At 71.9% G+C, this 26,463-nt stretch carries 23 protein-coding genes; 9 read left to right on the top strand and 14 right to left on the bottom strand.

Going from position 1 to position 26,463, the window contains the following annotated elements; genetic code table 11:
- Positions 1-45 precede the first annotated feature (45 nt).
- Positions 46-1,686 (bottom strand): DAK2 domain-containing protein, encoded by a 1,641-nt coding sequence (locus KZJ41_RS12405; protein WP_251550860.1) that lies wholly within the window; start codon positions 1,684-1,686, stop codon positions 46-48.
- Between the two features lie 195 nt (positions 1,687-1,881).
- Here KZJ41_RS12405 and rpmB point away from each other — a divergent pair, with 195 nt between their 5' ends.
- On the top strand, positions 1,882-2,073 hold the full coding sequence (gene rpmB, locus KZJ41_RS12400) for a 50S ribosomal protein L28 (RefSeq protein ID WP_003939060.1): 192 nt from the start codon (positions 1,882-1,884) through the stop codon (positions 2,071-2,073).
- 114 nt (positions 2,074-2,187) lie between these two features.
- Positions 2,188-2,979 carry an enoyl-CoA hydratase-related protein gene (locus KZJ41_RS12395; protein WP_251550858.1) on the top strand — a complete coding sequence of 264 codons (792 nt, stop codon included), beginning with the start codon at positions 2,188-2,190 and terminating at the stop codon, positions 2,977-2,979.
- 11 nt (positions 2,980-2,990) lie between these two features.
- On the opposite strand, the gene KZJ41_RS12390 is transcribed toward KZJ41_RS12395, so the two are convergent.
- From KZJ41_RS12390 to KZJ41_RS12380, 3 genes are read right to left on the bottom strand one after another with little or no spacing between them, the layout of a single operon-like run.
- Positions 2,991-3,668: a uracil-DNA glycosylase gene (locus KZJ41_RS12390; protein ID WP_006938032.1), complete on the bottom strand. Its 678-nt coding sequence runs from the start codon at positions 3,666-3,668 to the stop codon at positions 2,991-2,993.
- 17 nt (positions 3,669-3,685) lie between these two features.
- Positions 3,686-4,207, bottom strand: a complete 522-nt coding sequence (locus tag KZJ41_RS12385) for a gamma carbonic anhydrase family protein (RefSeq protein ID WP_006938031.1) — start codon at positions 4,205-4,207, stop codon at positions 3,686-3,688.
- 10 nt (positions 4,208-4,217) lie between these two features.
- The gene (locus KZJ41_RS12380; protein ID WP_251550966.1) at positions 4,218-5,129 is read right to left on the bottom strand and encodes a thiamine-phosphate kinase; all 912 of its coding nucleotides are present in this window, start codon (positions 5,127-5,129) and stop codon (positions 4,218-4,220) included.
- A 145-nt stretch (positions 5,130-5,274) separates the two neighbouring features.
- Here KZJ41_RS12380 and KZJ41_RS12375 point away from each other — a divergent pair, with 145 nt between their 5' ends.
- Positions 5,275-5,868, top strand: a complete 594-nt coding sequence (locus KZJ41_RS12375) for a DUF3515 domain-containing protein (protein WP_251550855.1) — start codon at positions 5,275-5,277, stop codon at positions 5,866-5,868.
- A 20-nt stretch (positions 5,869-5,888) separates the two neighbouring features.
- Here the strand turns inward: KZJ41_RS12375 and KZJ41_RS12370 are convergent, their stop codons facing one another.
- Positions 5,889-7,442 (bottom strand): acetyl-CoA hydrolase/transferase family protein, encoded by a 1,554-nt coding sequence (locus tag KZJ41_RS12370; protein ID WP_029543155.1) that lies wholly within the window; start codon positions 7,440-7,442, stop codon positions 5,889-5,891.
- A 466-nt stretch (positions 7,443-7,908) separates the two neighbouring features.
- Here KZJ41_RS12370 and KZJ41_RS12365 point away from each other — a divergent pair, with 466 nt between their 5' ends.
- The 6 genes from KZJ41_RS12365 to KZJ41_RS12340 all read left to right on the top strand — a co-directional run bounded on the left by KZJ41_RS12365 (position 7,909) and on the right by KZJ41_RS12340 (position 14,307).
- Complete coding sequence (locus KZJ41_RS12365) at positions 7,909-10,011, top strand: RecQ family ATP-dependent DNA helicase (RefSeq protein ID WP_251550853.1); 2,103 nt, start codon at positions 7,909-7,911, stop codon at positions 10,009-10,011.
- 249 nt (positions 10,012-10,260) lie between these two features.
- Positions 10,261-10,692, top strand: coding sequence for a diaminobutyrate acetyltransferase (ectA, locus tag KZJ41_RS12360; protein WP_306430614.1), 432 nt, complete (start codon positions 10,261-10,263; stop codon positions 10,690-10,692).
- Between the two features lie 43 nt (positions 10,693-10,735).
- Complete coding sequence (ectB, locus tag KZJ41_RS12355; RefSeq protein ID WP_006937215.1) at positions 10,736-12,016, top strand: diaminobutyrate--2-oxoglutarate transaminase; 1,281 nt, start codon at positions 10,736-10,738, stop codon at positions 12,014-12,016.
- Positions 12,017-12,071: 55 nt separating this feature from the next.
- Positions 12,072-12,467, top strand: coding sequence for an ectoine synthase (locus tag KZJ41_RS12350; protein WP_006937217.1), 396 nt, complete (start codon positions 12,072-12,074; stop codon positions 12,465-12,467).
- A 49-nt stretch (positions 12,468-12,516) separates the two neighbouring features.
- Positions 12,517-13,452, top strand: a complete 936-nt coding sequence (locus KZJ41_RS12345) for a D-isomer specific 2-hydroxyacid dehydrogenase family protein (protein ID WP_029543149.1) — start codon at positions 12,517-12,519, stop codon at positions 13,450-13,452.
- Between the two features lie 21 nt (positions 13,453-13,473).
- Positions 13,474-14,307 carry an NAD-dependent protein deacetylase gene (locus KZJ41_RS12340; RefSeq protein ID WP_072635053.1) on the top strand — a complete coding sequence of 278 codons (834 nt, stop codon included), beginning with the start codon at positions 13,474-13,476 and terminating at the stop codon, positions 14,305-14,307.
- Positions 14,308-14,317: 10 nt separating this feature from the next.
- Here KZJ41_RS12340 and proB read toward each other — a convergent pair whose 3' ends face one another.
- The 9 genes from proB to KZJ41_RS12295 form a co-directional block, all read right to left on the bottom strand.
- Positions 14,318-15,418 (bottom strand): glutamate 5-kinase, encoded by a 1,101-nt coding sequence (gene proB / locus KZJ41_RS12335; protein ID WP_006937225.1) that lies wholly within the window; start codon positions 15,416-15,418, stop codon positions 14,318-14,320.
- 32 nt (positions 15,419-15,450) lie between these two features.
- Positions 15,451-16,908, bottom strand: coding sequence for a GTPase ObgE (gene obgE, locus KZJ41_RS12330; protein WP_006937227.1), 1,458 nt, complete (start codon positions 16,906-16,908; stop codon positions 15,451-15,453).
- Positions 16,909-17,108: 200 nt separating this feature from the next.
- Positions 17,109-17,372, bottom strand: coding sequence for a 50S ribosomal protein L27 (gene rpmA / locus KZJ41_RS12325; RefSeq protein WP_006937229.1), 264 nt, complete (start codon positions 17,370-17,372; stop codon positions 17,109-17,111).
- 36 nt (positions 17,373-17,408) lie between these two features.
- Positions 17,409-17,720: a 50S ribosomal protein L21 gene (rplU, locus tag KZJ41_RS12320; RefSeq protein WP_006937230.1), complete on the bottom strand. Its 312-nt coding sequence runs from the start codon at positions 17,718-17,720 to the stop codon at positions 17,409-17,411.
- Positions 17,721-17,925: 205 nt separating this feature from the next.
- Positions 17,926-21,024: a translation initiation factor IF-2 N-terminal domain-containing protein gene (locus KZJ41_RS12315; RefSeq protein WP_251550849.1), complete on the bottom strand. Its 3,099-nt coding sequence runs from the start codon at positions 21,022-21,024 to the stop codon at positions 17,926-17,928.
- Between the two features lie 385 nt (positions 21,025-21,409).
- Positions 21,410-21,829 carry a nucleoside-diphosphate kinase gene (gene ndk, locus KZJ41_RS12310; RefSeq protein ID WP_006937234.1) on the bottom strand — a complete coding sequence of 140 codons (420 nt, stop codon included), beginning with the start codon at positions 21,827-21,829 and terminating at the stop codon, positions 21,410-21,412.
- Positions 21,830-21,845: 16 nt separating this feature from the next.
- Positions 21,846-22,271 carry a DUF4233 domain-containing protein gene (locus tag KZJ41_RS12305; protein WP_006937236.1) on the bottom strand — a complete coding sequence of 142 codons (426 nt, stop codon included), beginning with the start codon at positions 22,269-22,271 and terminating at the stop codon, positions 21,846-21,848.
- Positions 22,268-23,701: a folylpolyglutamate synthase/dihydrofolate synthase family protein gene (locus KZJ41_RS12300; RefSeq protein ID WP_006937237.1), complete on the bottom strand. Its 1,434-nt coding sequence runs from the start codon at positions 23,699-23,701 to the stop codon at positions 22,268-22,270. The genes KZJ41_RS12305 and KZJ41_RS12300 overlap by 4 nt, the downstream gene beginning before the upstream one ends.
- Positions 23,698-26,373 carry a valine--tRNA ligase gene (locus tag KZJ41_RS12295; RefSeq protein ID WP_251550846.1) on the bottom strand — a complete coding sequence of 892 codons (2,676 nt, stop codon included), beginning with the start codon at positions 26,371-26,373 and terminating at the stop codon, positions 23,698-23,700. Before KZJ41_RS12295 ends, KZJ41_RS12300 begins: the two co-directional genes overlap by 4 nt.
- Between the last annotated feature and the right edge of the window lie 90 nt (positions 26,374-26,463).

Below are 26,463 nucleotides of genomic sequence, written 5' to 3'. Positions count from 1 at the left end.
TCCGATCGACGCCGGGGGGCCGGCGTCCGACTGTTCCTGTGCCGGCTACTCCACACCGAGCTGCAGCAGGTCGCTGCGCTGTCCCCCGTGGTACACCAGCACCTCCACCTCGGGGTGGCGGTCGTTGACGTGCCGGGTCAGCCGCTCGGCGAGTCCGTCGGGCGCGTCGAAGCCGACGAGCATCGTCACGAGCTCTCCGCCCGCGGCGAGCACCTTGTCGAGCAGCGACGCTCCCGCCGTCACCAGATCATGCTCGATGACTACGACATCATGACCCGACAGGCCCAGGCTGTGCCCCGGCTCGCACGTTCCCACCCAGGTCAGGGCCCGCTCGTTCGCGATGCGCAGCGAGCCCCACCGGGTCGCGGCGGCCGCTTCGGACATGGCGAAGGCGTCGTCGGCGGCCTCGCGGCCCGGGTCGTGCACCGCAAGCGACGCCAGTCCCTGCACCATCGACGAGCAGGGCAGGAACATCACCTCGCGCCGGTGGTCGCGGGCCGCCGCGCCGACCGCGACGAGTTCCTGGGCGGGCAGCGCACCGTTGGGCAGGACCATCACGTCACGGCTGCCCAGCCGGCGGATCGCGTCGAGCAGGTGCCGGCGGGTGATCGGATCGTCCGCCCGCACGATCGCCGCGCCCTCGGCTTCGAACAGCTCCGCTGCCCCGTCGCCGGCCACGACGGCGAGCACCGAGCGGTTTCCGGCCCCGGAAGCCACCGGGCCGACGCCGATCCGTTGCTGTGCCTCCAGCGCGAAGCACGTGACGGTGACCTGGTGCAGCCGCCCGGCCTCCAGGCCGGCCTCGACGGCAGCGCCCGCGTCGCAGCAGTGCACGTGCACGGACCAGGTGCCGGCGCCGTCGCCGACGACGGCGACCGAGTCCCCGAGGGCGTCGAGGCGGGTACGCAGGGTGTCCATGCGGGCGGTGTCGGAGCCCTCGACGAAGTACATGACCTCGAAGTCCTGATCGCCGCCGTGGCGGGGTTCGTGCCCGTTGTGCCCACCATGCCGGGCGGGAGCGCCGGGCTTCGACGTCGCGATCGGTGCCCGGTCCGGACGCCGGCCCGACACCGTCTCGACGAACGCGTCGAGCAGCAGGAGCAGACCGAGGCCCCCTGCGTCGACGACGCCGGCCTCGGCCAGCACGTCGAGTTGCGCGGTGGTGCGCTGCAGGGCCTCGGCGGCGGCGTCGGCCGCTGCGGTCGCCACCGTCACGAGCGAACCGGAGCGGCCGGCCGCGTGCGCGCCGTCGGCGGCCGCGTGCAGCACGCTGACGATGGTGCCCTCGGCGGGGCAGCTCAGCGCGCGGGTGACGAGGTCTGCGGCGTGCCGCCAGGCGCGCCCGAGTGCGGCGCCGTCGACGACCACGGCCCCGTCGAGGGCGTCGGCCAGGCCCCGCAGCATCTGCGCGAGGAGGACACCGGAGTTGCCGCGGGCGCCGTGGAACGCGCCGCGCGCCAGGGCGCCGACGATCGTGGCGACGTCCTCGGCGTCCGCCGCGGAGGTGTCGAGTTCGGCCGCCGCGGAGCGCAGGGTGACGAGCAGGTTGGTACCGGTGTCGCCGTCGGGGACGGGGAAGACGTTGAGGCTGTTGATCTCGTCGCGGCGCTCGGCGAGCGCCCGCAACCCGAGATCCACCCATCGGCGCAGGGCAGTCCCGTCGACTGCTTCCCCGACCTCGAGCACCTGCTTCCCCCCTTCGCCACCACGCAACCGGTGACGCAAGGGTAGCGGTGCCCCCGTCGGACGGCCGGTTTGGCCATTGCCACTCCCACCCGCTACGCTTGCAGGGTTGCCTCGCACGGATGGCGGACGCCTCCTCGTGTTCGCAGGCCGACGAAGACACGAAAATATCCACTACTCACCAAGGAGTTCGCGACTATGGCTGCCGTCTGCGACGTATGCGCCAAGGGCCCCGGCTTCGGTAAGTCGGTCTCGCACTCGCACCGGCGTACCAACCGTCGTTGGAACCCGAACATCCAGAGCGTGCGCGCTCAGGTTGCCCCGGGCAACACGCGTAAGGTCAACGTGTGCACCTCCTGCCTCAAGGCGGGCAAGGTCGTTCGCGGCTGATCCCCGGTTCGGCATACGAGGCCCCGGCGTTGCGACGCCGGGGCCTCGTCGTGTTCCGCCATCGTCGCCGTGACCCCGTACCCGCCGGGCGGGGCGACCGGTAGGGTGCCCCGGGTGACCGAATCAGTACTGTCCCACGTCCGCCTCGAGGACGGCGTCCTGCGCATCGCCGTGGCGACCGCCGAGCGCGGCACGTCCCTCTCCCCCGCGGGCATGGCCCAGGGCGTCGAGGCCCTGCGCACCGCCGGCCCCGAGGTCGGCGCCGTCCTGCTCGTCGGTGAGGGTGCCAACTTCTGCGCGGGCGGCGACGTCCGCGCCTTCGCTTCCGCGCCCGACCGCGGCGAGTTCGTCGGCGACGTCGCACGCCTGTTCCACGACTTCGTCCGCGCCCTCGACGCGGCCCGCGTGCCCGTGGTGGCCGCCGTCCAGGGCTGGGCGGCGGGCGCGGGCATGAGCATCGTGCTGCACGCCGACATCGCGCTCGGGGGCCCCTCGACGAAGCTGCGGCCGGCCTACCCGTCGATCGGGTTCACCCCCGACGGCGGCATGTCGTGGACCCTGCCGCGCATCGTCGGAGTCGCCCGGGCGCGGGAGATCATCCTCACCGACTGTGTCCTGAACGCCGACGAGGCCGTGCGGCTCGGGGTGCTCAGCCGCCTCGTCGCCGACGACGAGGTGCCCGGCGAGGCGATGCGGGTGGCCCGCACCCTCGCGAACGGCCCCACCGCCGCCTACGCCGGGATCCGGCAACTGCTCGCCGATTCGGCGGGGCGGTCGCTGTCCGAGCAGCTCGACGCGGAGGCCGCGGCGATCGCGGCGGCCGCGAACGGCCCGACCGGCATCGAGGGTGTCGACGCGTTCGTCGAGAAGCGGCGCCCCGACTTCGAGTCGATCGGCCGCGGCTGAGCCACGCCCGTTCAGGCCAGGCGCCAGTCCACCGGGTCCCCGCCCTGCTCGGTCAGCAGCGCGTTCGCGCGGCTGAAGGGGCGGGACCCGAAGAACCCGCGGGAGGCCGACAGCGGTGACGGGTGCGCCGACTTCACGGTGGGCACGTCGCCGAGCATCGGTTCGAGGGTGGCCGCGTCGCGGCCCCACAGGATCGCGACGAGCGGCGCGGTGCGCGCGACGAGCGCCCGGATCGCCTGCTCGGTCACGCTCTCCCAGCCCTTGCCCCGATGCGACGCCGGCTGGCCGGGTTGCACCGTCAGGACGCGGTTGAGCAGCAGCACCCCCTGTGCCGACCACGGTGTGAGGTCGCCGTTGGGTGGTGTCGGCAGGCCGAGGTCGTCGCTGTATTCGCGGTAGATGTTGGCCAGGCTGCGCGGCACCGGACGCACCTCCGGCGCGACCGAGAAGCTCAGTCCGACGGCATGACCCGGCGTCGGATACGGGTCCTGGCCGACGATGAGCACCTTCACCCGGTCGAACGGCTGGGTGAAGGCCCGCAGCACGTTCGCGCCGGAGGGCAGGTAGCCGCGTCCGGCGGCGTTCTCGGCGCGCAGGAAGTCGCCCATCGCGGCGATGTCGGCGGCAACGGGAGCCAGCGCCCGCGCCCAGCCTTCCTCGACGATCTCCGGCAGGGGTCGTACAGCCATCGGTGGTGCCCGGCCCCTCAGTCGATCCTGCGCAGCGCGCTGCGGTAGTACTCGGCGTTCGCCGCGTACATCTTGGCGTTGGCGTCGACGTGGCCCTCCGGCACCTCGTAACCCTCCCGGATCTTCGCGGGTACGCCGATCGCCATGGACCGCGGCGGCACCTGGAAACGCGGGGCCACGAGCGCGCCGGCCGCGACGATCGCCCCGTCGCCGACGGCGGAGCCGTTGAGCACGAGCGAACCGGACCCGATCAGGCAGCCGTCGCCGATGGTGGAGCCTTCGATGTGGGCGTTGTGGCCGACCACGGTGCCGGCGCCGATGACGGTGGCGTCGACGGCGGTGCAGTGGATGATCGTCCCGTCCTGGATGTTGCTCTCGGCGCCGACGACGATCCGGCCGTAGTCACCGCGCAGGACCGCGGTGGGCCACACCGAGGCGCGGGCGCCGAGGGTGACGTTGCCGATGACCACCGCATCGGGGTGGACCCAGGCGTCGGGATGGATATCGGGCACACGGTCGCCGAGCGCATACACAGCCATGCTGTGAAACCTATCTCGAGAAGCTCTGCCAGCCTCCGGGACCCGGCCGGCCGTGGCCGTCGACGGTGACGCCGCCGCCCTCGCGCACCGTGCCGACGGGCCGCCAGCCCGCCGGCAGCGGCACGTGCGGCGGGAAGCACGCGGCAAGGGCGTGGTCCTCGCCGCCGGTGAGCACCCACTCCCATACGTCGGCCCCGAGTTCCCCGGCGGCGGCCCGCAGCTCGGCGCCGGGTTCGAGCAGCTCGCGCGAGACGTCGATCGCGACGCCGGATGCGGCGGCGATGTGCCCGAGGTCGGCGAGCAGGCCGTCGGAGATGTCGGTCGCGGCGTGGGCGCCGCCGGCCGCCGCCGCGGGTCCCGCGGCGTACGGGGGCGCCGGCACCTGGTGGGCGGCCACCAGGTCCGGGTGGCCGGCGAGGCCGGCGGTGAGCACGGCCAGCCCGGCGGCGGAGCGCCCGGTGGATCCGGCCAGCGCGACGGTGTCGCCGGGCCGGGCCGCAGACCGCAGGAGCGGCGCGCGCCCCTCGAGGTCGCCGAGGACGGTCACCGCGACGATCAGTTGCGACGCCTGCACCAGGTCGCCGCCGACGACGCCGGCGCCGAGCGCCTCCGCGGCCTCGCCGATCCCGGCGGAGACACCGTCGAGCACGTCGACCGGGGTGTCCGGCGGGCAGCCGAGCCCGACGAGGAAGGCGGTGGGGCGCGCGCCCATCGCGGCGACGTCGGCGCCGTTCTGGGCGACGGCCTTGCGCCCGACGTCGCGGGGGGTGGACCAGTCGAGCCGGAAGTGCCGACCCTCGACGAGCATGTCCGTGGAGACGGCGACGCGCCCGTCGGCGGCGGCGACGAGGGCCGCGTCGTGGCCCGGTCCGACGAGCGTGGTGGCGGGCTGGCGACGCCCGGCGACCGCACGGTCGATCACGGGGAACTCGCCGAGGTCGGCGACGGTGGGGCCGGTGCGGTCGGGCGCGGTGATGCGGTCCTCCCGTTCGTGGGTCGGTGGGGTGCGGGCGTCGGTGGTCACGGTAGTTTCGACCACGCTACCGTCCCCGCAAATTCGAGAGATTATGACCGAGCCGACAGTCTCCCCCGACCCCGACCCCGCCCCCGCCGGCGACGCCGAACACCACCGCAGTCCCGCCCTGATCGCCACGGCCGTCGCGCTGCCGGTGGCGTTGCTGATCGGCATCGTGGTGGCGGCGGTGCTGGCGAACCGCACCCCGGAGCTGGCGCCCGTGGCACTGGGGCCGGTGGTGGCGCCGCAGGCCGAGTCCCCGGAGTGCGCGGCGCTGCTGGGGGCGCTGCCCGAGGAGGTCGGCGACCTCCGCCGCGCGGAGCTGGCCGACCCGGCCCCGGTGGGGGCCGCGGCCTGGCAGCCCGTCGAGGGCGAGCCGGTGGTGCTGCGGTGCGGGCTCGAGCGACCGGCGGAGTTCGATCAGGCGGCGGCGCTGCAGGTGGTCGACGGCGTCCAGTGGTTCGAGGTGTCCGGCGCCGCGGAGGGCATCGATGCGAGCACGTGGTTCGTCGTGGACCGCCCGGTGTACGTGGCGCTGACAGTGCCGAACGGCTCGGGTCCGACTCCGCTGCAGACGATATCGGCGGCGGTCACGCGGTCGCTCCCGCAACAGCCGATCGACCCCGCGCCGGTCGCCGGCGGCTGACGGCGCCGGCCCCTCGGAACCTACTGTGCCAGCATGGATCCCGACTCCAGGAAACGCTGGTGGAAGGACAGGGACTCGCCGAGCAGGTGCGGGGTGTGCCCGGCGTCGGGCACGGCCTCGGCCCGGTCGACGTAGTCGTGCAGCATGTCCCGGTAGTCCGGATGGGCGCAGTTGTCGACGACGACCCGGGAGCGGCGCCGCGGCGACAATCCGCGCAGGTCCGCAAGTCCCTGCTCGGTGACGAGGACCTGCACGTCGTGCTCGGTGTGGTCCACGTGCGGCACCATCGGCACGATCGACGAGATGCTGCCGCCCTTCGCGGTGGAGGGGCTCAGGAACATCGACAGGTAGCCGTTGCGGGCGAAGTCGCCGGATCCGCCGATCCCGTTCATGATCTTGGTGCCCATGACGTGGGTGGAGTTGACGTTGCCGTAGATGTCGGCCTCGAGCATGCCGTTCATCGCGATGATGCCGAGGCGGCGCACGATCTCGGGGTGGTTGCTGATCTCCTGAGGGCGCAGCACGATGTGCTCGCGGTAGAAGTCGATGTTCGACACCAGCTCGTCGATTCCGGCCTCGCTCAGCGCCAGCGACGTGGCGGACGCGAAGCGGACCGTGCCGTGCTTGATCAGGTGCAGCATCCCGTCCTGGATGACCTCGGAGTAGCAGGTCAGACCCTTGTGGGGACCGGCATCGAGACCCTGGAGGACGGCGTTGGCCACGTTGCCGATGCCGGACTGCAGCGGCAGGAGCGTGTCCGCGGGCAGCCGGCCGCGGGAGATCTCGTGCTCGAAGAAATCGAGCACGTGCGCGGCGATCGCCTGGCTCACCGCGTCCGGCGGGGTCAGCGGGCTGGCGCTGTCGCGGGCGTGGGTCTCGACGACGGCGACGACCTTGTCCGGGTCGACGCGGAACGTGCTCTGGCCGATGCGGTCCTCGACGTCCGTGAGCATGATCGGCTTGCGGTGCGGCGGCAGCGCGGTGCCGTAGTACACGTCGTGGATGCCCGTCATCGCGGCCGGAATCCACGAGTTGACCTCGAGGATCACCTTCTCGGCGACGTCGAGCCAGGTCTTGTTGTTGCCGATCGACGCGGACGGGATCAGCTCACCGGTCTCGGTGACGCCGGAGACCTCGACGACCGCGACGTCGACGTGCCCGTAGTAGCCCTCCCAGACCTGCTGGGCGACGTGGGACAGGTGGATGTCCACGTAGTCCATGCGGCCGTTGTTGATGTTGCGGCGGGCGGTGGGCTCGGCCTGGTACGGCATCCGCAGGGAGATGCCGGCCACCTCCGACAGCATCCGCTCGGTCTCGGCGGAGACCGACGCGCCCGTGAGGAGGTTGACCGTGAAGTCGGTGCCGGCGGCGCGCGCGGCCCCGATGCGTTCCGCGAGCGCCGGGGTGATCGCCTTCGGCGTGCCGGCACTGGCGAAACCGCTGATGGCGACGGTGTGGCCGGGCTGGATCCAGCGGACGGCTTCCTCCGCCGACACGACCTTCTGCCGGAACGCCGGATGGTCGATTCGGCTCGGAGAGGAGTCGGATGCGGGGCGGAGGAACTGCGTCTGCATAACGAACAGGGTACGAGCACGTCCGGCGGCCGACGACGCCTCCGTCACAGCGGCGGACCGGATGGGGCGCGGACCACTCACCCCGCCGCGTGCCGCACCCACGGCCCCCGGCCGAACGAACCGCCGTCCCACCAGTCCCCGAAAGCAACTGTCTCGCAGTCGGTTCGATTGCAACGAGCGCAGCGGCTCCGGGTCGGGGCGACCGTGGCGCCGACGACCCCGGCGCGACCGACGTGCCGCGCCGCCGCCGGGCCGGGCGGCGGCGGCCCGACGGGACCGACGGGTCGTTCGCCGATGGAACGACCCCGTTCGTCGCGCAACACGGCACGTTCGTCCCCGAAGCGAACGCCACGGCCGGCGCGGACGCCCCTCGCGGCGGCGCGGCGGTGTCGTCCTCGTCCGGCACGGACGGTGTCGTCCTCGTCCGGCACGGACGGTGTCGGCGCGGTCCGGCACGATAGGTCCCATGAGCACCGCCACCACGGATCTGCGCGACGAAGCCGAACGACTGCTCCGCGACCTGGCGGGACCCGCCGCCCGGTTGCGGGAGGACCAGTGGAGCGCCATCGAGGCACTGGTGGTGCATCGCCGGCGAGCGCTGGTCGTGCAGCGCACGGGCTGGGGCAAGTCGGCCGTCTACTTCATCTCCGCCAAGCTGCTCCGCGCCCACGGGCACGGGCCGACCGTGATCGTCTCCCCGCTCCTGGCCCTGATGCGCAACCAGGTCGAGTCGGCGCAGCGCGCGGGCGTCCGCGCGGCCACGATCAATTCCGGCAACGTCACCGAGTGGGAGGAGATCCACCGGCAGGTCGCCGAGGGCGCGGTGGACGTCCTGCTCGTCAGCCCGGAGCGGCTCAACAACCCGGACTTCCGCGACCAGGTGCTGCCGGCGCTCGCCCGCGACGCCGGACTGGTGGTGGTCGACGAGGCGCACTGCGTCTCGGACTGGGGACACGACTTCCGGCCGGACTACCGGCGCATCCGCACCCTCGTCACCGAAATCGGCGAGGGCATTCCGGTGCTCGCGACCACCGCGACCGCGAACGACCGGGTCGTGGCGGACGTGGCCGCGCAGCTCGGCGTCGGGGAGGGCACGGGCGAGACCCTGGTGCTGCGCGGTGGTCTCGACCGGCCGTCGCTGCACCTGTCGGTGCTGCGGATCGACGAGCCCGCGCGCCGGGCGGCGTGGCTCGCCCAGCACCTCGACGAGCTGCCCGGTTCCGGGATCGTCTACACCCTCACCGTGTCGGCCGCGCACGACCTGGCCGCGCTGCTCTCCGAGCACGGTCACACCGTCGTGGCATACACGGGGCAGTCCGATCCGGCCGAGCGGGAGCAGCTGGAGGCGGACCTCCTCGCCAACCGGGTCAAGGCCCTGATCGCCACCTCCGCCCTGGGCATGGGTTTCGACAAGCCGGACCTCGGGTTCGTGGTGCACCTGGGAGCACCGTCCTCACCCATCTCCTACTACCAGCAGGTCGGTCGCGCGGGCCGTGCGACCGAGCGGGCGGAGGTGATCCTGCTTCCGGGCCCCGAGGACCGGCAGATCTGGAGCTGGTTCGCGTCGGTGGCCTTCCCGGGTGAGGAGGTGGTGCGGCGGGTGATCGAGGTGCTCGAGCCGGAGCGGCCGCAGTCCACGCAGGCCCTCGAGCCGTTGGTCGACCTCAACCGGTCCCGGCTGGAGATGGTGCTCAAGGTGCTCGACGTGGACGGTGCGGTACGCCGGGTGAAGGGCGGCTGGATCGCCACCGGCGTGCCCTGGGAGTACGACGCCGCCCGGTACGCGACGCTCGAGCGGGCCCGCGAGGCCGAGCAGGAGGCGATGCTCGAGTACGAGCGGACCACCCGGTGCCGGATGGTGTTCCTGCGCACCCAGCTCGACGATCCCGACCTGACGTCCGACACCCCGGGCTGCGGGCGGTGCGACAACTGCTGCGGGGCGCGGTGGCCGGCGGACGTCGACGACACCGAGCTGGGCCGGGTGCGGGCCCGGCTGGACCGGCCGGGGGTGGACCTGCCGCCGCGGCGGCAGTGGCCGACGGGAATGGCCAAACTCGGCGTGGCATTGTCCGGGAAGATCACCGACGGGCCCGAGCCGGGCCGGGTACTCGGCCGGCTGTCGGACCTCGGATGGGGTCCGCGGCTGCGGGCGCTGCTGGACGGCCCCGACGCGCCGGTGCCCGACGCGGTGGTGCAGGCCGCCGTGGCGGTGCTCAAGGCGTGGGACTGGTCGGATCGCCCGACCGCGGTGATGGCCGTGGAGTCGGCGACCCATCCTCGCCTGGTCGGTTCCCTCGCGGCGCGGCTGGCGCAGCTCGGCCGGCTCGAGGATCTCGGCGTGCTGCGTGCCCGGCCCGGCCGGCCCCCGGTGACGGCAGCGAACTCGGCGTACCGGATCGCCGGCCTCGTGGACGCGTGGGAGAGCCCCGACCTCAGCGGAACCCGGGGGCCGATCCTGCTCGTCGACGCGGTCACCGACACCGGCTGGACGATGACGATGGCGGCGCGGACCCTGATCCGGGCCGGGGCCTCCGCGGTGCTGCCGCTGGCGCTGGCGAGCCCGAAATAATCGCCGCGCTCGGCCCGGGCGCTACACGAAGTGACTCTTCTCACATGGGTGTCTCACCTGCGCGGAGCCGGGGTACCCGGCGACGGATCCCGACAAGGCGGGTGAATCCCGCCCACGAAGTTGTTAGGTTCGAGACCGCTTATGACGCCTGTGACGCAGAGAAGTACCCCGCCCCGTACGCCCGCCGAAACGGCGAGCGCGCCGACCGAGCCGAATTTCCGCGCACCGCGTATTTCCGACGGAATTCGCATGTGGCAGATCGCGCGTGATTCGAAAGTGCTCGACGTCAATTCCAGTTATGCATACGTGCTCTGGTGCCGCGATTTCGCGGCGACCTCGGTCGTCGCCACCGGCGGGGACGACGAGGCGGTGGGTTTCATCAGCGGCTACCGCCGTCCCGAGTCGCCGAACACGCTGTTCGTCTGGCAGGTGGCCGTCGACCAGGCCCAACGCGGCCGCGGCATCGCCGGCCGGATGCTCGACAGCCTGTGGGACCGGCTCGCCGACACCGGCGTGAACCGGCTCGAGACGACCGTCAGCCCGGACAACGAGGCGTCCATCGCGCTGTTCACCGCGCTCGCCCGGCGACGCGGACTGCGCATCACCCGGAGCGAATTGTTCACCCCTTCGGATTTTCCCGATTCCCACATGGCCGAGGATCTCTACACGATCGGCGAATGAATACACGACCGGCGAAAGCGAATTCGCCGCAGGAGGACGACGAATGACCATCCTGGAGCACCCCGAAACCCCCGCCAAGCACAGCGTTTTCGATTACCTCGAATCCGAGGTGCGCAGCTACAGCCGCGGCTGGCCGACCGTGTTCGAAACGGCGTCCGGATCGTGGCTCCGCGACGAGAACGGCAAGGACTACCTCGACTTCTTCGCCGGCGCGGGAGCCCTCAACTACGGGCACAACAACCCGGTCCTGAAGACCGCGCTCGTGGACTACATCATGGGTGACGGCATCACCCACGGCCTCGACATGTCCACCGTCGCCAAGCGGGAACTGCTCGAGTCGTTCGAGAGCCACATCCTGGCCCCCCGCGGCCTCGACTACAAGGTCCAGTTCCCCGGCCCGACGGGCACCAACTCGGTCGAGGCGGCGCTCAAGCTCGCCCGCAAGGTCACCGGCCGCGAGTCGATCATCAACTTCACCAACGCATTCCACGGGATGACCCTGGGTGCGCTGTCGGTGACGGGCAACTCCATGAAGCGGGCCGGGGCCGGTGTGCCGCTGGTGCACGCCACCCCGATGCCGTTCGACAACTACTTCGACGGCGTCACCGAGGACTTCCACTGGTTCTCCCGCGTGCTCGACGACTCCGGCAGCGGTCTGAACCGCCCGGCGGCGGTGATCGTGGAGACCGTGCAGGGCGAGGGCGGCGTGAACGTCGCCCGCCCCGAGTGGCTGCGTGCCCTCGCGGATCTGTGCGCCGAGCGCGACATCCTGCTCATCGTCGACGACGTGCAGATGGGCTGCGGCCGCACCGGCCCGTTCTTCTCGTTCGAGGTCGCCGGGATCACCCCGGACATCGTGACCCTGTCGAAGTCGATCGGCGGGTACGGCCTGCCGCTGGCGCTCACGCTGTTCAAGCGCGACCTCGATGTGTGGGGCCCGGGCGAGCACAACGGCACGTTCCGCGGCAACAACCCGGCGTTCGTCACCGCGGCGAAGGCGCTGCAGCACTACTGGGCCGACGACCACCTCGAGCGCGAGACGCTGCGCAAGGGCGAGCGGATCCGGCAGACCTTCATGAACCTGTCCGACATGTTCGACGGCGTCTCCACCCGCGGTCGCGGCATGGTTCAGGGCCTGGTCTTCGACGAGCCGAACGACGCACAGAAGGTGTGCGCCCTCGCGTTCGAGCAGGGCCTGCTCGCGGAGACCTCCGGCCCCTCCGACGAGGTCGTCAAGCTGCTTCCGCCGCTGACGATCAGCGACGACGAGCTCGAGCACGGTCTGAACATCCTGTGCGAGGCCACCTCGGTGGTCCGGGCCTGACCCCCGGCCGCCGTCGACCCATGCACGAGAAGACAAGCTTCCGAAGGACTTACGTATGATCGTCCGTACCACCGAGGAAATCACCGGCACCGAGCGCGACATCACGTCGGACAACGGCAACTGGCGCAGCAAGCGCATCGTGCTCGGCGGCGACAAGGTCGGGTTCTCGTTCCACGAGACCACGATCGAGGCCGGCACCGTCAACGAGTTCCACTACGCGAACCACATCGAGGCGGTGTGGCTCATCGAGGGCACCGGCACCCTCACCGACCTCGAGACCGGCACCGTGTACCCGCTCGCACCCGGCACGATGTACCTGCTCAACGGCCATGAGCGGCACCGCGTCGAGCCGGACACCCGGATGCGCATGTTCTGCGTGTTCAACCCGCCGGTCACCGGCCGGGAGGTCCACGACGAGAACGGCGTGTACCCCCTCGTCGAGGTCGTCTGAGTGCCCGCAGCGAGTGACCGGCCGGGCGTTCGCGCCTAGAGTCGGAGCCATGACCTACGAGCGACAGCCGCGCATCGCCGTCGGCCCCGCCCCGGACATCGTGTTCGACCGGGCGATCGGGGCCGGCGGCGGTCGCGTGTGCGGGTTCGACGACCGCCCGGACGCGGTGGTCTGGACCGCCGGACCGGACGAGTTCCCCGCGGTGCTGCCGGCGTCGGTGCGGTGGGTTCAGCTGCCCGCCGCCGGCGTGGAGGACTGGTTCGACGCCGGCGTCATCCGCGCTCACCCCCAGGTGACGTGGACGTCGGCCGCCGGGGCGTTCGCCGCGACGGTCGCCGAACACGCGCTCATGCTGCTGCTCGCCGGCGTGCGGGCGCTGCCCGACCACCTGGCGGCCACGTCGTGGACCCCGAGCGTGTTCTACCCCCAGCTGGGCACCCTGCGCGGCGCCACCGTCGGGATCATCGGGGCGGGTGGCATCGGCCGGGCCCTGATCCCCATGCTCGGTTCGCTCGGCGCCCAGGCGCTCGCGGTCACCCGCAGCGGCCGCCCCGTCCCGGGCGCCGTGGAGACGGTCCCCGTCGCACGGATCGACGAAGTATGGCCCCGCGCAGACCATTTCGTGATCGCCGCCCCCGCCACGGCCGAGACCGAGCAACTGGTGGGCGCCGACGAGCTGGCCGCGATGAAGCCGACCGCCTGGGTGATCAACGTTGCCCGCGGCAGCCTCGTCGACACCGACGCGCTGGTGGACGCCCTGAGCCGCCGCGTCATCGCGGGCGCCGGCCTGGACGTCACGGACCCGGAACCGCTGCCGGACGGGCACCCGCTGTGGTCGCTGCGCAACGCCATGATCACCCCGCACGACTCCAATCCCCCGGCGCTGCGCATCCCCGCGTTCGCCGAGCACGTGACCGAGAACGTCACGCGCTTCGCGGCCGGCCTCGATCTCGCCGCGGTCGTCGACCCGAGCGCCGGGTACTGACACGCCGCTACCCTGGACGGGGTGATCGAACCGCTGCACCACCTGCTCGACGGCCGGCGGTTGTGCGTGCTCACCGGCGCGGGCATCTCGACCGACTCCGGCATCCCGGACTACCGCAGCCCCGGCGCGCCACCCCGCAACCCGATGACCTATCAGCAGTTCGTCGGGGATCCGGAATTCCGGCGCCGCTACTGGGCGCGCAACCATGTCGGGTGGCGGCACATGGACTCCGCACGGCCGAACGCCGGGCACCGCGCCCTCGCCGCGCTCGAACGCCGCGGCACCGTCCTGGGCGTCCTGACCCAGAACGTGGACCTGCTGCACACCAAGGCCGGGAGCCGGCGGGTGATCGACCTGCACGGCTGCTACGCGCAGGTGCGCTGCCTGGCGTGCGACCTCCGGATCTCGCGCTTCACCCTCGCCGAGCGGCTCACCGCCGCCAATCCGGGCTTCCTCGAACGGGTTCGGGGGACGACGGGTCTCGAGGTGGCGCCGGACGCCGACGCGGTCGTCGACGACACCGGCAGCTTCCGCATGGTGGACTGCGAGCGGTGCGGGGGGATGCTCAAGCCGGACATCGTCTACTTCGGTGAATCGGTGCCACGCGAGCGCGTGGAGCGCGCCTTCGCGCTCGTCGACGAGGCGGAGGCCCTGCTCGTGGTCGGCAGTTCCCTGACGGTGATGTCCGGGTTGCGGTTCGTGCGGCACGCCGCCAAGCGCCGCATGCCGGTGGCCGTGGTCAACCGTGGCGTCACGCGCGGCGATCCCCTCGCCACCGTGAAGGTCGACGCGGGCTGCTCGGAGGTGCTCACGGCCCTGGTCACCGCGGCACCGGCGGCCACGTCCGGCCGGTGACCGCCCGCGCCTACAGCGTCACGAGATCGTCCGCGTGCACCACCGGCCGCTGCAGGTCCGCCGGCAGCTGCCGCGTGGAGAACCCGATCATCCAGTCCAGCTCGGCGGCATCGTAGGCCACCACGCCGCGTCCCACCGTGCGGCCGTCGGGACCGACCAGCGCCACCACGTCCCCACCGTGGAAGCGCCCGCTCATTCCCGTGATGCCCGCCGCGAGCAGCGAGCGGCGCCGTTCCACCACCGCCCGTACCGCGCCCGCGTCCAGGTGCAGGGTGCCGTGGGTGTCGGCGGCGTGCCGCACCCAGAAACGCCGCGCCGACATCCGGTCGGGCCGGGCCGCGAACGCGGTGCCCACGTCCGCGGCACCGAGGGCACGGTCGGCCTGCGACGCGGCGGTGAGCAGCACCGGCACACCCGAATCCGCGGCCAGGCGCGCGGCGGACAGCTTCGACGCCATACCGCCCGTGCCGAGGGCGCCCCCGGACCCGGCGACGACGCCGTCGAGGTCCTCCGGGCTCGTCACCTCCGCGATGAGGTGGGCGTCGCCCTTACGGGGATCGCCGTCGTAGAGACCGTCGACGTCGGAGAGCAGGATCAGCGCGTCGGCGCCGACGAGGTGCGCGACGAGCGCGGCGAGGCGATCGTTGTCGCCGAACCTCAGCTCGGCGGTCGCGACGGTGTCGTTCTCGTTGACCACGGGCACGGCGTGCAGCGCGCGCAGCCGGTCGAGGGTGCGCTGGGCATTACGGTGCTGGGTGCGCCGCGCGATGTCGTCGGCCGTGAGCAGCACCTGCCCGACGGTGCGGCCGTACCGGGCGAAGGAGGTGCCCCACGCGTGGGCCAGGGCAAGCTGTCCGACGCTGGCCGCGGCCTGCTTGGTGGCCAGGTCGCGGGGCCGGATGGTCAGGCCCAGCGGGGCGAGGCCGGCGCCGACCGCGCCGGAGGACACCACCACGACGTCCGAGCCGGAGCGCATGCGCTCTTCGAGAGCGTCGACCAGGCAGTCGAGGCGGTCCCGGTCGAGGCCGCCGACCAGGCTGGTGATGGCGGACGAGCCGATCTTCACCACGACGCGGCGCGCGCCGGCGACGGCCTCCCGGGTATCGCTCACGATCTCCTGCTTCTGGGCTCGAGGTGCGGTGGTCAGAACTCGTCGTCGTCGGTCGCGAGACCGCGGCGGACCCGCTTGGCGTGGCGGCGTTCGGCGGCGCCGACCCGATCGACCTGGTCGAGGCGGGCGTCGGTGCCCCGGCCGGTGGGCACGACGTCCACGCCGGCCTGGGTCTGCGGCTCCCACTCGAACGAGACGTCGCCGATGGTGACGGAGGCACCCGGTTCGGCGCCCTGCTTGACGAGTTCGTCCTCGACACCGAGGCGGGCGAGCCGATCCGCGAGGTAGCCGACGGCCTCGTCGTTGTCGAACGCCGTCTGACGCACCCAGCGCTCGGGCCGGGTGCCGCGCACGATGAAGCCACCCGGCGTCTCGGGGTCGGCGACGACGCTGAAGCCGGTCTCGTCGACGGCGACGGGCCGGATGACCGGCCGCCGCGGCGCGGCCGGCGGATGCGCCTGCCGGTACTCCTCCACCATCCGCGCCAACGCGAAGGTCAGCGGCCGCAGCCCTTCCCGGCTGACGGCGGAGATCCGGAACACCGGCCAGCCCCGCTCCTCGAGCTCGGGGGTGACGAAATCGGCGAGTTCCGCGGCGTCCGGCACGTCGACCTTGTTGAGGATGACGATGCGGGGACGATCGGCGAGGTCGCCCAGGCTGCTGTCGCCGGACAACGCCGGCTGGTAGGCGGCCAGCTCGGCCTCGAGTGCGTCGATGTCGGAGACGGGATCGCGCCCCGGCTCGAGCGTCGCGCAGTCGACGACGTGCGCGAGCACGGCGCAGCGCTCGAGGTGACGCAGGAAGTCCAGGCCGAGACCGCGGCCCTGGCTGGCGCCGGGGATCAGGCCCGGCACGTCGGCGACGGTGAACGTGGTGTCGCCCGACTGCACGACCCCGAGGTTGGGAACGAGGGTGGTGAACGGGTAGTCGGCGATCTTCGGCTTGGCCGCGGAGAGCACCGACACCAGCGAGGACTTGCCGGCGGACGGGAACCCGACCAGCCCGACGTCGGCGACGGACTTGAGTTCGAGGACGAGGTCGCGCTCCTCCCCCTCCTCGCCGAGCAGGGCGAAGCCGGGGGCCTTGCGGGCCTTCGACGCCAGGGCCGCGTTGCCGAGGCCGCCGCGGCCACCGTGGGCGGCGACGAAGCGAGTGCCGGCGCCGACCATGTCGGCCAGGATCCGGCCGTCCTTGTCGAGCACGACGGTGCCGTCGGGCACCTTGAGCACGAGGTCGCCGCCGTTGGCGCCGTCGCGGTTGCTGCCCGCGCCCTGCGTGCCGTTCGTGGCTTTCGCGTGCTGGTGGAAGTGGAAGTCGAGGAGGGTGTGGACCCCCTCGTCCACCTCGAGCACGACGTTGCCGCCGTTGCCGCCGTTACCGCCGTCGGGGCCGCCGAGCGGCTTGAACTTCTCGCGATGGACGGAGGCGCAGCCGTTACCACCCTTGCCGGCGGTGACGTGCAGCACCACCCGGTCGATGAAGCGGGACATGGGGTGGACCTCCGTCGAATGGTGGAACTGTTGTGTCGACCGGTAGCCCCACTGTGCCGGGACTACCGGAGTTGTGCCGGAACGACCGGTACCGGTCGTCCCGAAAACAGTAGGGGCGGACCCGGGTGTGCGACCCTGGTCCGCCCCTACTGGGAGTATGTGCGAAGGGAACCTCCGCGGTGTCCGATTCGGACGGCAGATCAGGCGTCTGCCGCGACCGGAACGATGTTGACCGTCTTGCGACCACGCTTGGTGCCGAACTCGACGGCACCGGCAGCGAGGGCGAACAGCGTGTCGTCGCCGCCACGGCCGACGTTCACGCCGGGGTGGAAGTGGGTGCCGCGCTGGCGCACCAGGATCTCACCGGCGTTGACGGCCTGGCCGCCGAAGCGCTTGACGCCGAGACGCTGGGCGTTCGAATCGCGACCGTTACGGGAGCTGGATGCGCCCTTCTTGTGTGCCATGACGAACCCTCCTGGGGTTTGAAGCGGAAGCCCGAATTACTTGATGCCGGTGACCTTCAGGACCGTCAGCTTCTGACGGTGACCCTGGCGCTTGTGGTAGCCGGTCTTGTTCTTGAACTTGTGGATGCGGATCTTCGGGCCCTTGGTGTGCTCGACGATCTCGCCGGTGACCGTGACCTTCGCCAGCTTGTCGGCGTCGGTGGTCAGCTCGGCTCCGTCGACGACGAGGACCGGAGCAAGCGAGACAGCAGTGCCGGGCTCACCCTCGATCTTCTCGACCTTGACGAGATCGCCCTCAGCGACCTTGTACTGCTTACCGCCGGTCTTGACGATCGCGTACGTTGCCATCGGACGGCTACCCCTTGCTAGTTCGAACGTGCTCGCGCCACGGTGTGCAACGCGACTGGTCTGGTGTGGTTGCTGACTCGGGGCCCGCCACCTTCCCGCATCGGGCGCAGCAGGGCCGTATCGCCGAGTAGCGACTGACCAAGATTACGGGAAGGTGACTGCCAGGGTCAAACCGGGCCCGCGCGGTGTCGGGCCCGGTCGGACCTCATGCCTGTGCTTCGACCGGCGGGCCGGCGGGCCGGCCCGCGGCCCGGCGACGACGCGGCCGTCGAACGACCACCGGCTCGGCGTTCTCCCCGTCCGGGACCGGCGCGGCGGCCACCGCCGCAGGCTCCGGTGCGGGGGCCGGTGTGGGCACCACGAAGACGGTGCCGGCGCCGGTGCCGTCGCCCGTCGGGGCCGCGGCGGCCCGTGAGACCCGGCGACGGCGACGGGCCGCCGGCTCCGCTGCCTGCTTTTCGGCCTCCGGTGCTTCGGCCGGCCGCGCCTCGCGCGTGTCGGCGGGCCCAGCCTTGCGTGATTCGGCCGGCCCAGCCTCGCGTGTTTCGGCCGGCTCAGCCTCGCGTGTTTCGGCCGGCTGGGCCGGCGCTGCCTGCGCCTGCTCGGCGCCGGATTCCGCCGGGTTCTCGTCGTGGTTCCCGTGGTGCGCAGCCATCGCCAGGGCCACCGGGTGGGCACGCTTGACGGTCGCGTCCACTGTCGCCACCTCGGGTACCGGCGCGGGCGCGGCCGTCTCGGTCGTCGCCGCCTCCGGCTGGGCGCCGCGGTCACGGCCCCGGCGGCGCCGGGAGCCGCTCTCGGCACGGGCGGGCCGCCCACCGTCCTCGGCCGCGCCGGCCTCGACGGGTTCGCTGTGCACGACGATGCCGCGGCCGTGGCAGTGCTCGCACGTGGTGGAGAACGCCTCCACCAGACCCGTGCCGAGCCGCTTGCGCGTCATCTGCACGAGCCCCAGCGAGGTCACCTCGGAGACCTGGTGGCGGGTGCGGTCCCGGCCGAGCGCCTCGGTGAGGCGTCGCAGCACCAGGTCGCGGTTCGACTCGAGCACCATGTCGATGAAGTCGACGACGATCATGCCGCCGATGTCGCGCAGCCGCATCTGCCGCACGATCTCCTCGGCCGCCTCGAGATTGTTGCGGGTGACGGTCTCTTCGAGATTGCCGCCGGCCCCGGTGAACTTGCCGGTGTTGACGTCGACGACGGTCATCGCCTCGGTGCGATCGATGACGAGCGTGCCACCGGACGGCAGCCACACCTTGCGGTCGAGCGCCTTGGCGAGCTGCTCGTCGATGCGGTGGGCGGCGAACACGTCGCGTCCACCCGAGTCGGGATCGTGCCGCTCCACGCGGGGCACCATGTCCGGTGCGACGGTGCGGATGTAGCTCTCGACGGTGGTCCAGGCGTTCTCGCCCTCGATGACGAGTTTGGAGAAGTCCTCGTTGAACAGGTCGCGAATCACCTTGACCAGCAGGTCGGGCTCTTCGTAGAGGGTCTTCGGCTGCCCCGAGCCGTCGGACTCGAGCTTGGCGGCCTGCTCCTCGATGGAAGCCCACTGCGTCTGCAGGCGCTGCACGTCGCGGGCGAGCTCGTCTTCGCTCACGCCCTCCGCCGCGGTGCGGATGATCACGCCGGCCTCGGCCGGGACGATCTCGCGCAGGATCTCCTTGAGCCGCTTGCGCTCGGTGTCGGGCAGCTTGCGGCTGATGCCGGTGGACGAGCCGCCCGGCACGTACACCAGGAATCGGCCGGCGAGGCTGATCTGCGTGGTCAGGCGGGCGCCCTTGTGCCCGACCGGGTCCTTGCTGACCTGCACGAGCACCCGGTCACCCGGCTTGAGGGCCTGCTCGATCTTGCGGGAGTTGCCGCCGAGCCCGGCGGCCTCCCAGTTGACCTCGCCGGCGTAGAGGACGCCGTTGCGGCCCCTGCCGATGTCGATGAACGCCGCCTCCATCGAGGGAAGCACGTTCTGGACACGGCCGAGGAAGATGTTGCCGACCATCGAACCGGATCCGGCGCTGGTCACGAAGTGCTCGACCAGGACGCCGTCCTCGAGGACCGCGACCTGCGTGATGTTCCCGGGGTGCGCACCGTCACCGGTCTTCTCCCGCACCACCATGACGCGGTCGACGGACTCGCGACGGGCGAGGAACTCCGACTCGGTGAGGATCGGGGGCCGACGGCGGCCCGCGTCCCGGCCGTCGCGGCGGCGCTGGCGCTTGGCCTCGAGCCGGGTGGAACCGGTGATGCCCTGCACCTCGTCCTTGGCGGCGCGGGCCTTGGGCCGCGGCTCGCGCTCGTGGACGACGGTGGGGACCGAGTCGTCCTCGGCGACGGTCTCGGCGACGTCCGCGCTGCCCTTGCGGCGACGACGACGGCGACGACGGCGCGAGGGACCTTCCGCGGACTCCTCCTCGGCCTCGGCCTGCTCGGCCTCGGCCTGCTCGGCCTCCCCGCCTTCGGCCTCCCCGGCCTCCGGCCCGGCGGTCGCGGCTTCCTCCGTCGTCGGCTCCTCGGCCTCCGTCGGCTCCTCGGCCTCCGCTTCCTCGGCCTCCGCCGCAGCTGTCCCCTCCTCGGCGGTGGTCTCGTCCTGCGTCTCGGGCTGTTCGCCGCGGCCACGGCCACGGCCACGGCGGCCACGACGGCGCCGACGCGGCTCCTCCTCCTCGGCGGTCTCCTCGGCCGGTTCCTCCACCGCGGCGGTCTCCTCGGTGACCTCCTCGGCGACGGCGGGCTCGGGTGCCTCGGCCGCTCGCCGGGAACGGCGTCGACGGGACGGGGCCTCGACGGGAGTGGTGACCTCCGGCTGCAGGAACAGCGGTGCGCTGACGACGGGCTCGGCGGTGCTCGGTTCCGGCGCGGCGAACACCGGGGTCTCCTGCTCCACGCCGGTGAACAGGGCCGGGGCCGCGGGTGCCTCGACGGACTCCGCGGCGGGTTCCTGAGCGGTAGTGTCCTGGACCGCGGCCGCCGGCTCCTCCACGGGGACCTCGGCGGGCACCGCGACGGCGGCCTCTCCGGCGGGCACCTCGGGCGCCTCACCCACCGGTTCCGGTGCGGCTTCCGCGGTGGGCACCGGTTCGGCCTCGGCCGGTGCGCCGAGCGCGGCGCGGATCTGTTCGGCGAGGTCGCGCTGCAGGCTCGAGTGGGCACTGCGCAGCTCGGTGCCGAGGTCGGCGGCCTTGGCCATGACCTGTTTGCTGGTCAGGCCGAGCAGTTTGGCAAGGGCGTGCACGCGCATCTTCGGCGGCAGCACCACGGTGCCCTCTTCGTTGGAATTGTCGTTCGGCGGCGCTTGTTCGGCCACGTAGGTCTCCTCGGGCCCCCGGGCGCGTCCATCCTCGTCTCGAGCGATGTGACGCGGCCACGCGAGGGCGCTGTCTGTGTGTGCTCGCACCGGGAGGCGCGAGATGTGCGGTCTCGCATCGCGCGGTCGTCCGGTGCCCGTTTTCACTGCACGGCCGAGCGGTGCCTGGCTGGATCGCGGATCGAGCGCCGGTGCATCCAGCGTGCAACCGAGCGAGGTGTCTCCTGCGTCCCCGGTCACAGCGATGTCGGGCATCGATCCGTGATGTCGTTCGGTCGTTCCGCAACACTCGAAGCGGGGCGACCTACCTCAGTATCCCACACAGAGGTCCGTGGATACGCCAACGGCGCCCCGGAGGGCGCCGTGGCGGGGCAGTCGATACGGATCAGGACCCGGCGAGGGCGGGGAACCAGAGGGCGATCTCGCGCTCGGCGGACTCCACCGAGTCGGAGCCGTGCACCAGGTTCTCCCCGGCGTCGAGCCCGAGATCACCGCGGATGGAGCCGGGAACGGCCTTCTCCACCGGATCGGTGCCGCCCGCGAGCTGACGGAACGCGGCGATGGCCCGGGGGCCCTCGAGCACGGCCGCGACCAGCGGGCGCGAGGTGATGAACTCGATCAGGCCGGGGTAGAAGGGTTTGCCCTCGTGCTCGGCGTAGTGGGCGGCGGCCACCTCCTCGGTGGCGGTGCGCAGCTCGAGTGCCACGATGTCGAGTCCCTTGCGCTCGATGCGCGAGAGGATCTCTCCGACATGACGACGGGCCACGCCGTCGGGCTTGATCAGTACCAGGGTCCGCTCAGTCACGCGCACAGCGTAGTGGTCAGCCCCGCTGCCCCGGCAGCAGACCCCGCGCCTCGCGGTCCTTCATGTCCTTGCGCAGGTACAGGATGTAGCCCCAGACCACGCTGAAGAGCACGCCGACGATGCCGAGCGACAGGTCCACCACGAAGCCCAGCAGGGTCAGCACCTGCAGCGCGAGGTTGTACCAGAGCGCCCACGGCCGGCCCTGCAGCCCGGCGCCCGCGATCATCGCGACGGCGAGGAGCACGATGTAGCCGCCCGAGAACCACGTCAGCCCCCCACCGATGACCGCGACGACCGGCAGCACGAGCAGGACCACGATGGCCTCGAGGACGAGCGTGCCGGCCATGACGCCGCGCAGTCCCTTCCACGGGTCCTTCGCCGGGGGCCGGACGGCGGAGTCCCGATCCGGCGATTCGCCGGGGTTGTCAGCTGCCTCGCTCACGCGGGGTCCTTTCCGAAGAGAGTGCGGGCGGCGCCGGCGGTCACCACCGAACCGGTGACCACGACGCCCGCCCCCGATACTGCCTCACCCGGCTCGGCGACCTCCTCGGCGATGGCGATGGCCGTCTCGAGGGCGTCGGGCAGTGTCTGCGCGACCACCACGCGTTCGTCGCCGAACCGGGCCACGGCCAGGTCGGCGAGCTCGTCGACGTCCATGGCCCGCGGCGAACCGTTGTGGGTGACGACGATCTCGTCGAACACCGGCTCGAGCGCGTCGAGCAGGCCGGGCACATCCTTGTCGGCCATCACCGACACCACTCCGACCAGCTTGCGGAAGTCGAACTCGTCGGCCAGGGCCGCGGCGAGCGCCTTCGCCCCGTGGGGGTTGTGGGCGGCGTCGAGGAAGACCGTCGGGGCGCTGCGCACCCGTTCGAGCCGGCCCGGGTTGAGCACCGACGCGAACGCCGCGCGCACCGCGTCGCCGTCGAGCTGCCGGTCGGCGCCGGCGCCGAAGAACGCCTCCACGGCGGCGAGCGCGAGCGAGGCGTTGCGGGCCTGGTGCTCGCCGTGCAGCGGCAGGAAGATGTCGGTGTACACCCCGCCCAGGCCCTGCAGCTCGAGCTGCTGACCCCCCACGGCGATGCGCCGGGCCAGGACCTTGAACTCGGAGCCCTCGCGCGCCACGGCGGCATCCGCCTCGACGGCCCGTCGCAGCAGCACCTCCATCACCTCGGGCTCCTGCTGGGCCAGGACGGCGACGGTGTCGCGGGGAACCAGCCCGTCGTCGGCAGCCTTCTTGATGATCCCGGCCTTCTCCCCCGCGATCGTGGGGAGGTCGGGACCGAGGTACTCGGTGTGGTCGAGCCCGATCGGGGTGATCACCGCCACCTGCGCGTCCACGACGTTGGTGGCGTCCCAGGTGCCACCGAGCCCCACCTCGACGACGGCGACGTCGACGGGAGCCTCGGCGAACGCGGCGAAGGCCATCGCCGTGGTCACCTCGAACTTGCTCATCGCCGGGCCGCCCGCAGCCTGCGACTGGGCGTCGATCATCGCGACGTACGGCTCGAGTTCGCGATAGGTGTCGACGTAGGTGCGCGGCGAGACCGGCGCTCCGTCGATGCTGATCCGCTCAGTGGCCAGCTGCAGGTGCGGGCTCGTGGTGCGGCCGGTCCGCCGGTGCAACCGGGTCAGCAGGGCGTCGATCATCCGGCTCACCGACGTCTTGCCGTTGGTGCCGGCGATCTGGATGGCCGGATAGCTGCGCTGCGGGGATCCGAGCAGATCCATCAGCGCCGCGATCCGGGTGAGAGACGGCTCGATCTTCGTTTCGGGCCAGCGCTTGTCGAGTTCGGCCTCGACGAGGGTCAGCTCGGCCAGGTCGACCGGCGAAGGCTGCGCCGGCGTCGCCGCGGACCGGTCCTCGCTCACGCCGACCCCAGCTCCTGGAGTCGGGAGGTGATCCGGGCGATCTCCTCCTCCGCGATCTGCTTGCGGGCGGTGATCTTCTCGACGACCGCCGCGGGCGCCTTGGCGAGGAACGCCTCGTTGCCGAGCTTGGCGGACGTGCCCGCGAGCTCCTTCTCGGCGACCGCGAGGTCCTTGCCCAGCCGGGCACGCTCGGCCGCCACGTCGACGGTGCCGGAGGTGTCCAGCTCGACGGTGACGGTGGCGCGGGACAGGCGCACCTCGATGGAGGCGGTGGCGGAGAACCCGTCCGCCGGCTCGGTCAGTCGCGCCAGCGACCGCACGGCCGGCACCTGGGCGGCCAGGTCGGCGGCGTCGATCTCGGTGAGCCGCGCGGCGACCTTCTGCGACGGCTTGAGGCCCTGGTCGCTGCGGAAGCGGCGGACCTCGGTGACGAGCTTCTGCAGATCCTCGACGCGGCGCGCGGAGTCGGCGTCGGCCGCGACCCCGCTGGTGCCCGGCCACGACGCGACGACCACGGACTCGCCGCCGGTGAGCACCTTCCAGAGGGTTTCGGTGACGAACGGGATCACCGGGTGCAGCAGGCGCAGCAGCTGGTCGAGGACGTTGCCGAGGACCGCCTTGGTCCCCTCCGCGTACTCGCTGCCGTCGGCGAGCTGCACCTTGGCGAGCTCGAGGTACCAGTCACACACCTCGTCCCACGCGAAGTGGTAGAGCGCCTCGCACGCCTTGGAGAACTCGAACCGTTCGAACGCCTCGTCGACCTCGGCGCGGACCTGCTCGAGCCGGTCGAGGATCCACCGGTCCGCGTCGGTGAGCGCAGCGCGCGCCGGCAGCTCGGTGACGACGGCGCCGTTCATCAGGGCGAACTTGGTCGCGTTGAACAGCTTGTTGGCGAAGTTGCGGGAGGACTGCGCGTGGTCCTCGCCCACGGCGAGGTCGCTCCCGGGGTTGGCGCCGCGGGCCAGGGTGAAGCGCAGTGCGTCGGCGCCGTACCGCTCCACCCAGTCCAGCGGATCGATGCCGTTGCCGCGCGACTTGGACATCTTCTTGCCGTACTGGTCGCGCACGAGGCCGTGCAGGAACAGGTCCTTGAACGGCACCTGGACGCCGGACTTCCCGCCGGCGGTGATCGCCTCGTCGTTCGCGACGTACAGGCCGAACATCATCATCCGGGCCACCCAGAAGAACAGGATGTCGTAACCGGTGACGAGCACGCTTGTGGGATAGAACTTTTCGAGCTCCGGCGTCGTGTCGGGCCAGCCCATCGTGGAGAACGGCCACAGGCCCGAGGAGAACCAGGTGTCGAGCACGTCGGTGTCCTGCTCCCACCCCTCGGGGGCGGTCTGGTCCGGACCGAAGCACTCGACCTCGCCGTCGGGGCCGTACCAGATCGGGATGCGGTGCCCCCACCACAACTGCCGCGAGATGCACCAGTCGTGCATGTTGTCGACCCAGGCGAACCAGCGCGGTTCCTGGCTGGCCGGGTGAATCACGGTGTGGCCGTTGCGGACCGCGTCGCCCGCCGCCTCGGCGAGCGCATCGACCTTGACCCACCACTGCATCGACAGCCGGGGCTCGATGGTCTCGCCGCTGCGCTCGGAGTGACCGACGCTGTGCAGGTAGGGACGCTTCTCGGCGACGACCCGCCCCTGCTCGGCCAGCGCCTCGCGCACCTTGACCCGCGCCTCGAACCGGTCCATGCCGTCGAATTGCGTTCCGGTGTCGGCGATCTTGCCGGCCTTGTCCATGATGGTGGGCATCGGCAGGTTGTGCCGCAGGCCCATCTCGAAGTCGTTGGGGTCGTGCGCGGGCGTGATCTTCACGGCGCCGGTGCCGAATTCGGGGTCGACGTACTCGTCGGCGATCACGGGGATCCGCCGGCCGGTGAGGGGGTGCTCGAGGGTGGTGCCGACCAGGTGCTTGTAGCGCTCGTCGTCCGGGTGCACCGCGACGGCCGTGTCGCCCAGCATCGTCTCCACCCGGGTGGTGGCGACGATCACGTGCGGCTCGTCGTCGTTGAGGGAGCCGTAGCGCAGCGACACGAGTTCGCCCTCGACCTCCTCGAACTTGACCTCGATGTCGGAGATCGCGGTCTGCAGCACGGGCGACCAGTTCACCAGTCGCTCGGCCCGGTAGATCAGCCCGTCGTCGTAGAGCCGCTTGAACATCGTCTGCACGGCCCGCGAAAGGCCCTCGTCCATGGTGAACCGGTCGCGGGACCAGTCGACGCCGTCGCCGATGCGGCGCATCTGGCCCTGGATGGTGCCGCCCGACTCGCGCTTCCAGTCCCAGACCTTGTCGACGAACAGTTCGCGGCCGAAGTCCTCCTTGGCCTTCCCGTCCACCGCGAGCTGCTTCTCGACGACGGTCTGGGTGGCGATGCCGGCGTGGTCCATGCCGGGCAGCCAGAGCACCTCGTAGCCCTGCATGCGTTTGCGGCGCGACAGCGCGTCCATCAGGGTGTGGTCGAGGGCGTGGCCCATGTGCAGGCTTCCGGTGACGTTCGGCGGCGGCAGCACGATCGAGTAGCCGGGCTTGTCGCTGGACGGATCGGCGACGAAGTAACCGGCGTCCACCCAGCCCTGGTACAGCTCGTCCTCTACGGTGCTGGGGTCCCAGCTCTTGGGGAGGGCGTCGGCGGGGTTCTGGTGGTTCTCTGGCGCACTGGTCACCCCGCAATCGTAGTCAGCGGAGGCAAACCGCCTGCACACGCCCCACGGACCCGGAGCGGGCCTGCTGGACTGCGGATCACGGGTACGGCA

Source organism: Rhodococcus sp. 11-3 (assembly GCF_023704055.1).
GTDB lineage: Bacteria > Actinomycetota > Actinomycetes > Mycobacteriales > Mycobacteriaceae > Rhodococcus > Rhodococcus aetherivorans.
The sequence above is the reverse complement of the archived record's forward strand: the minus strand, read 5'-3'. Positions and strand labels throughout refer to the sequence as shown.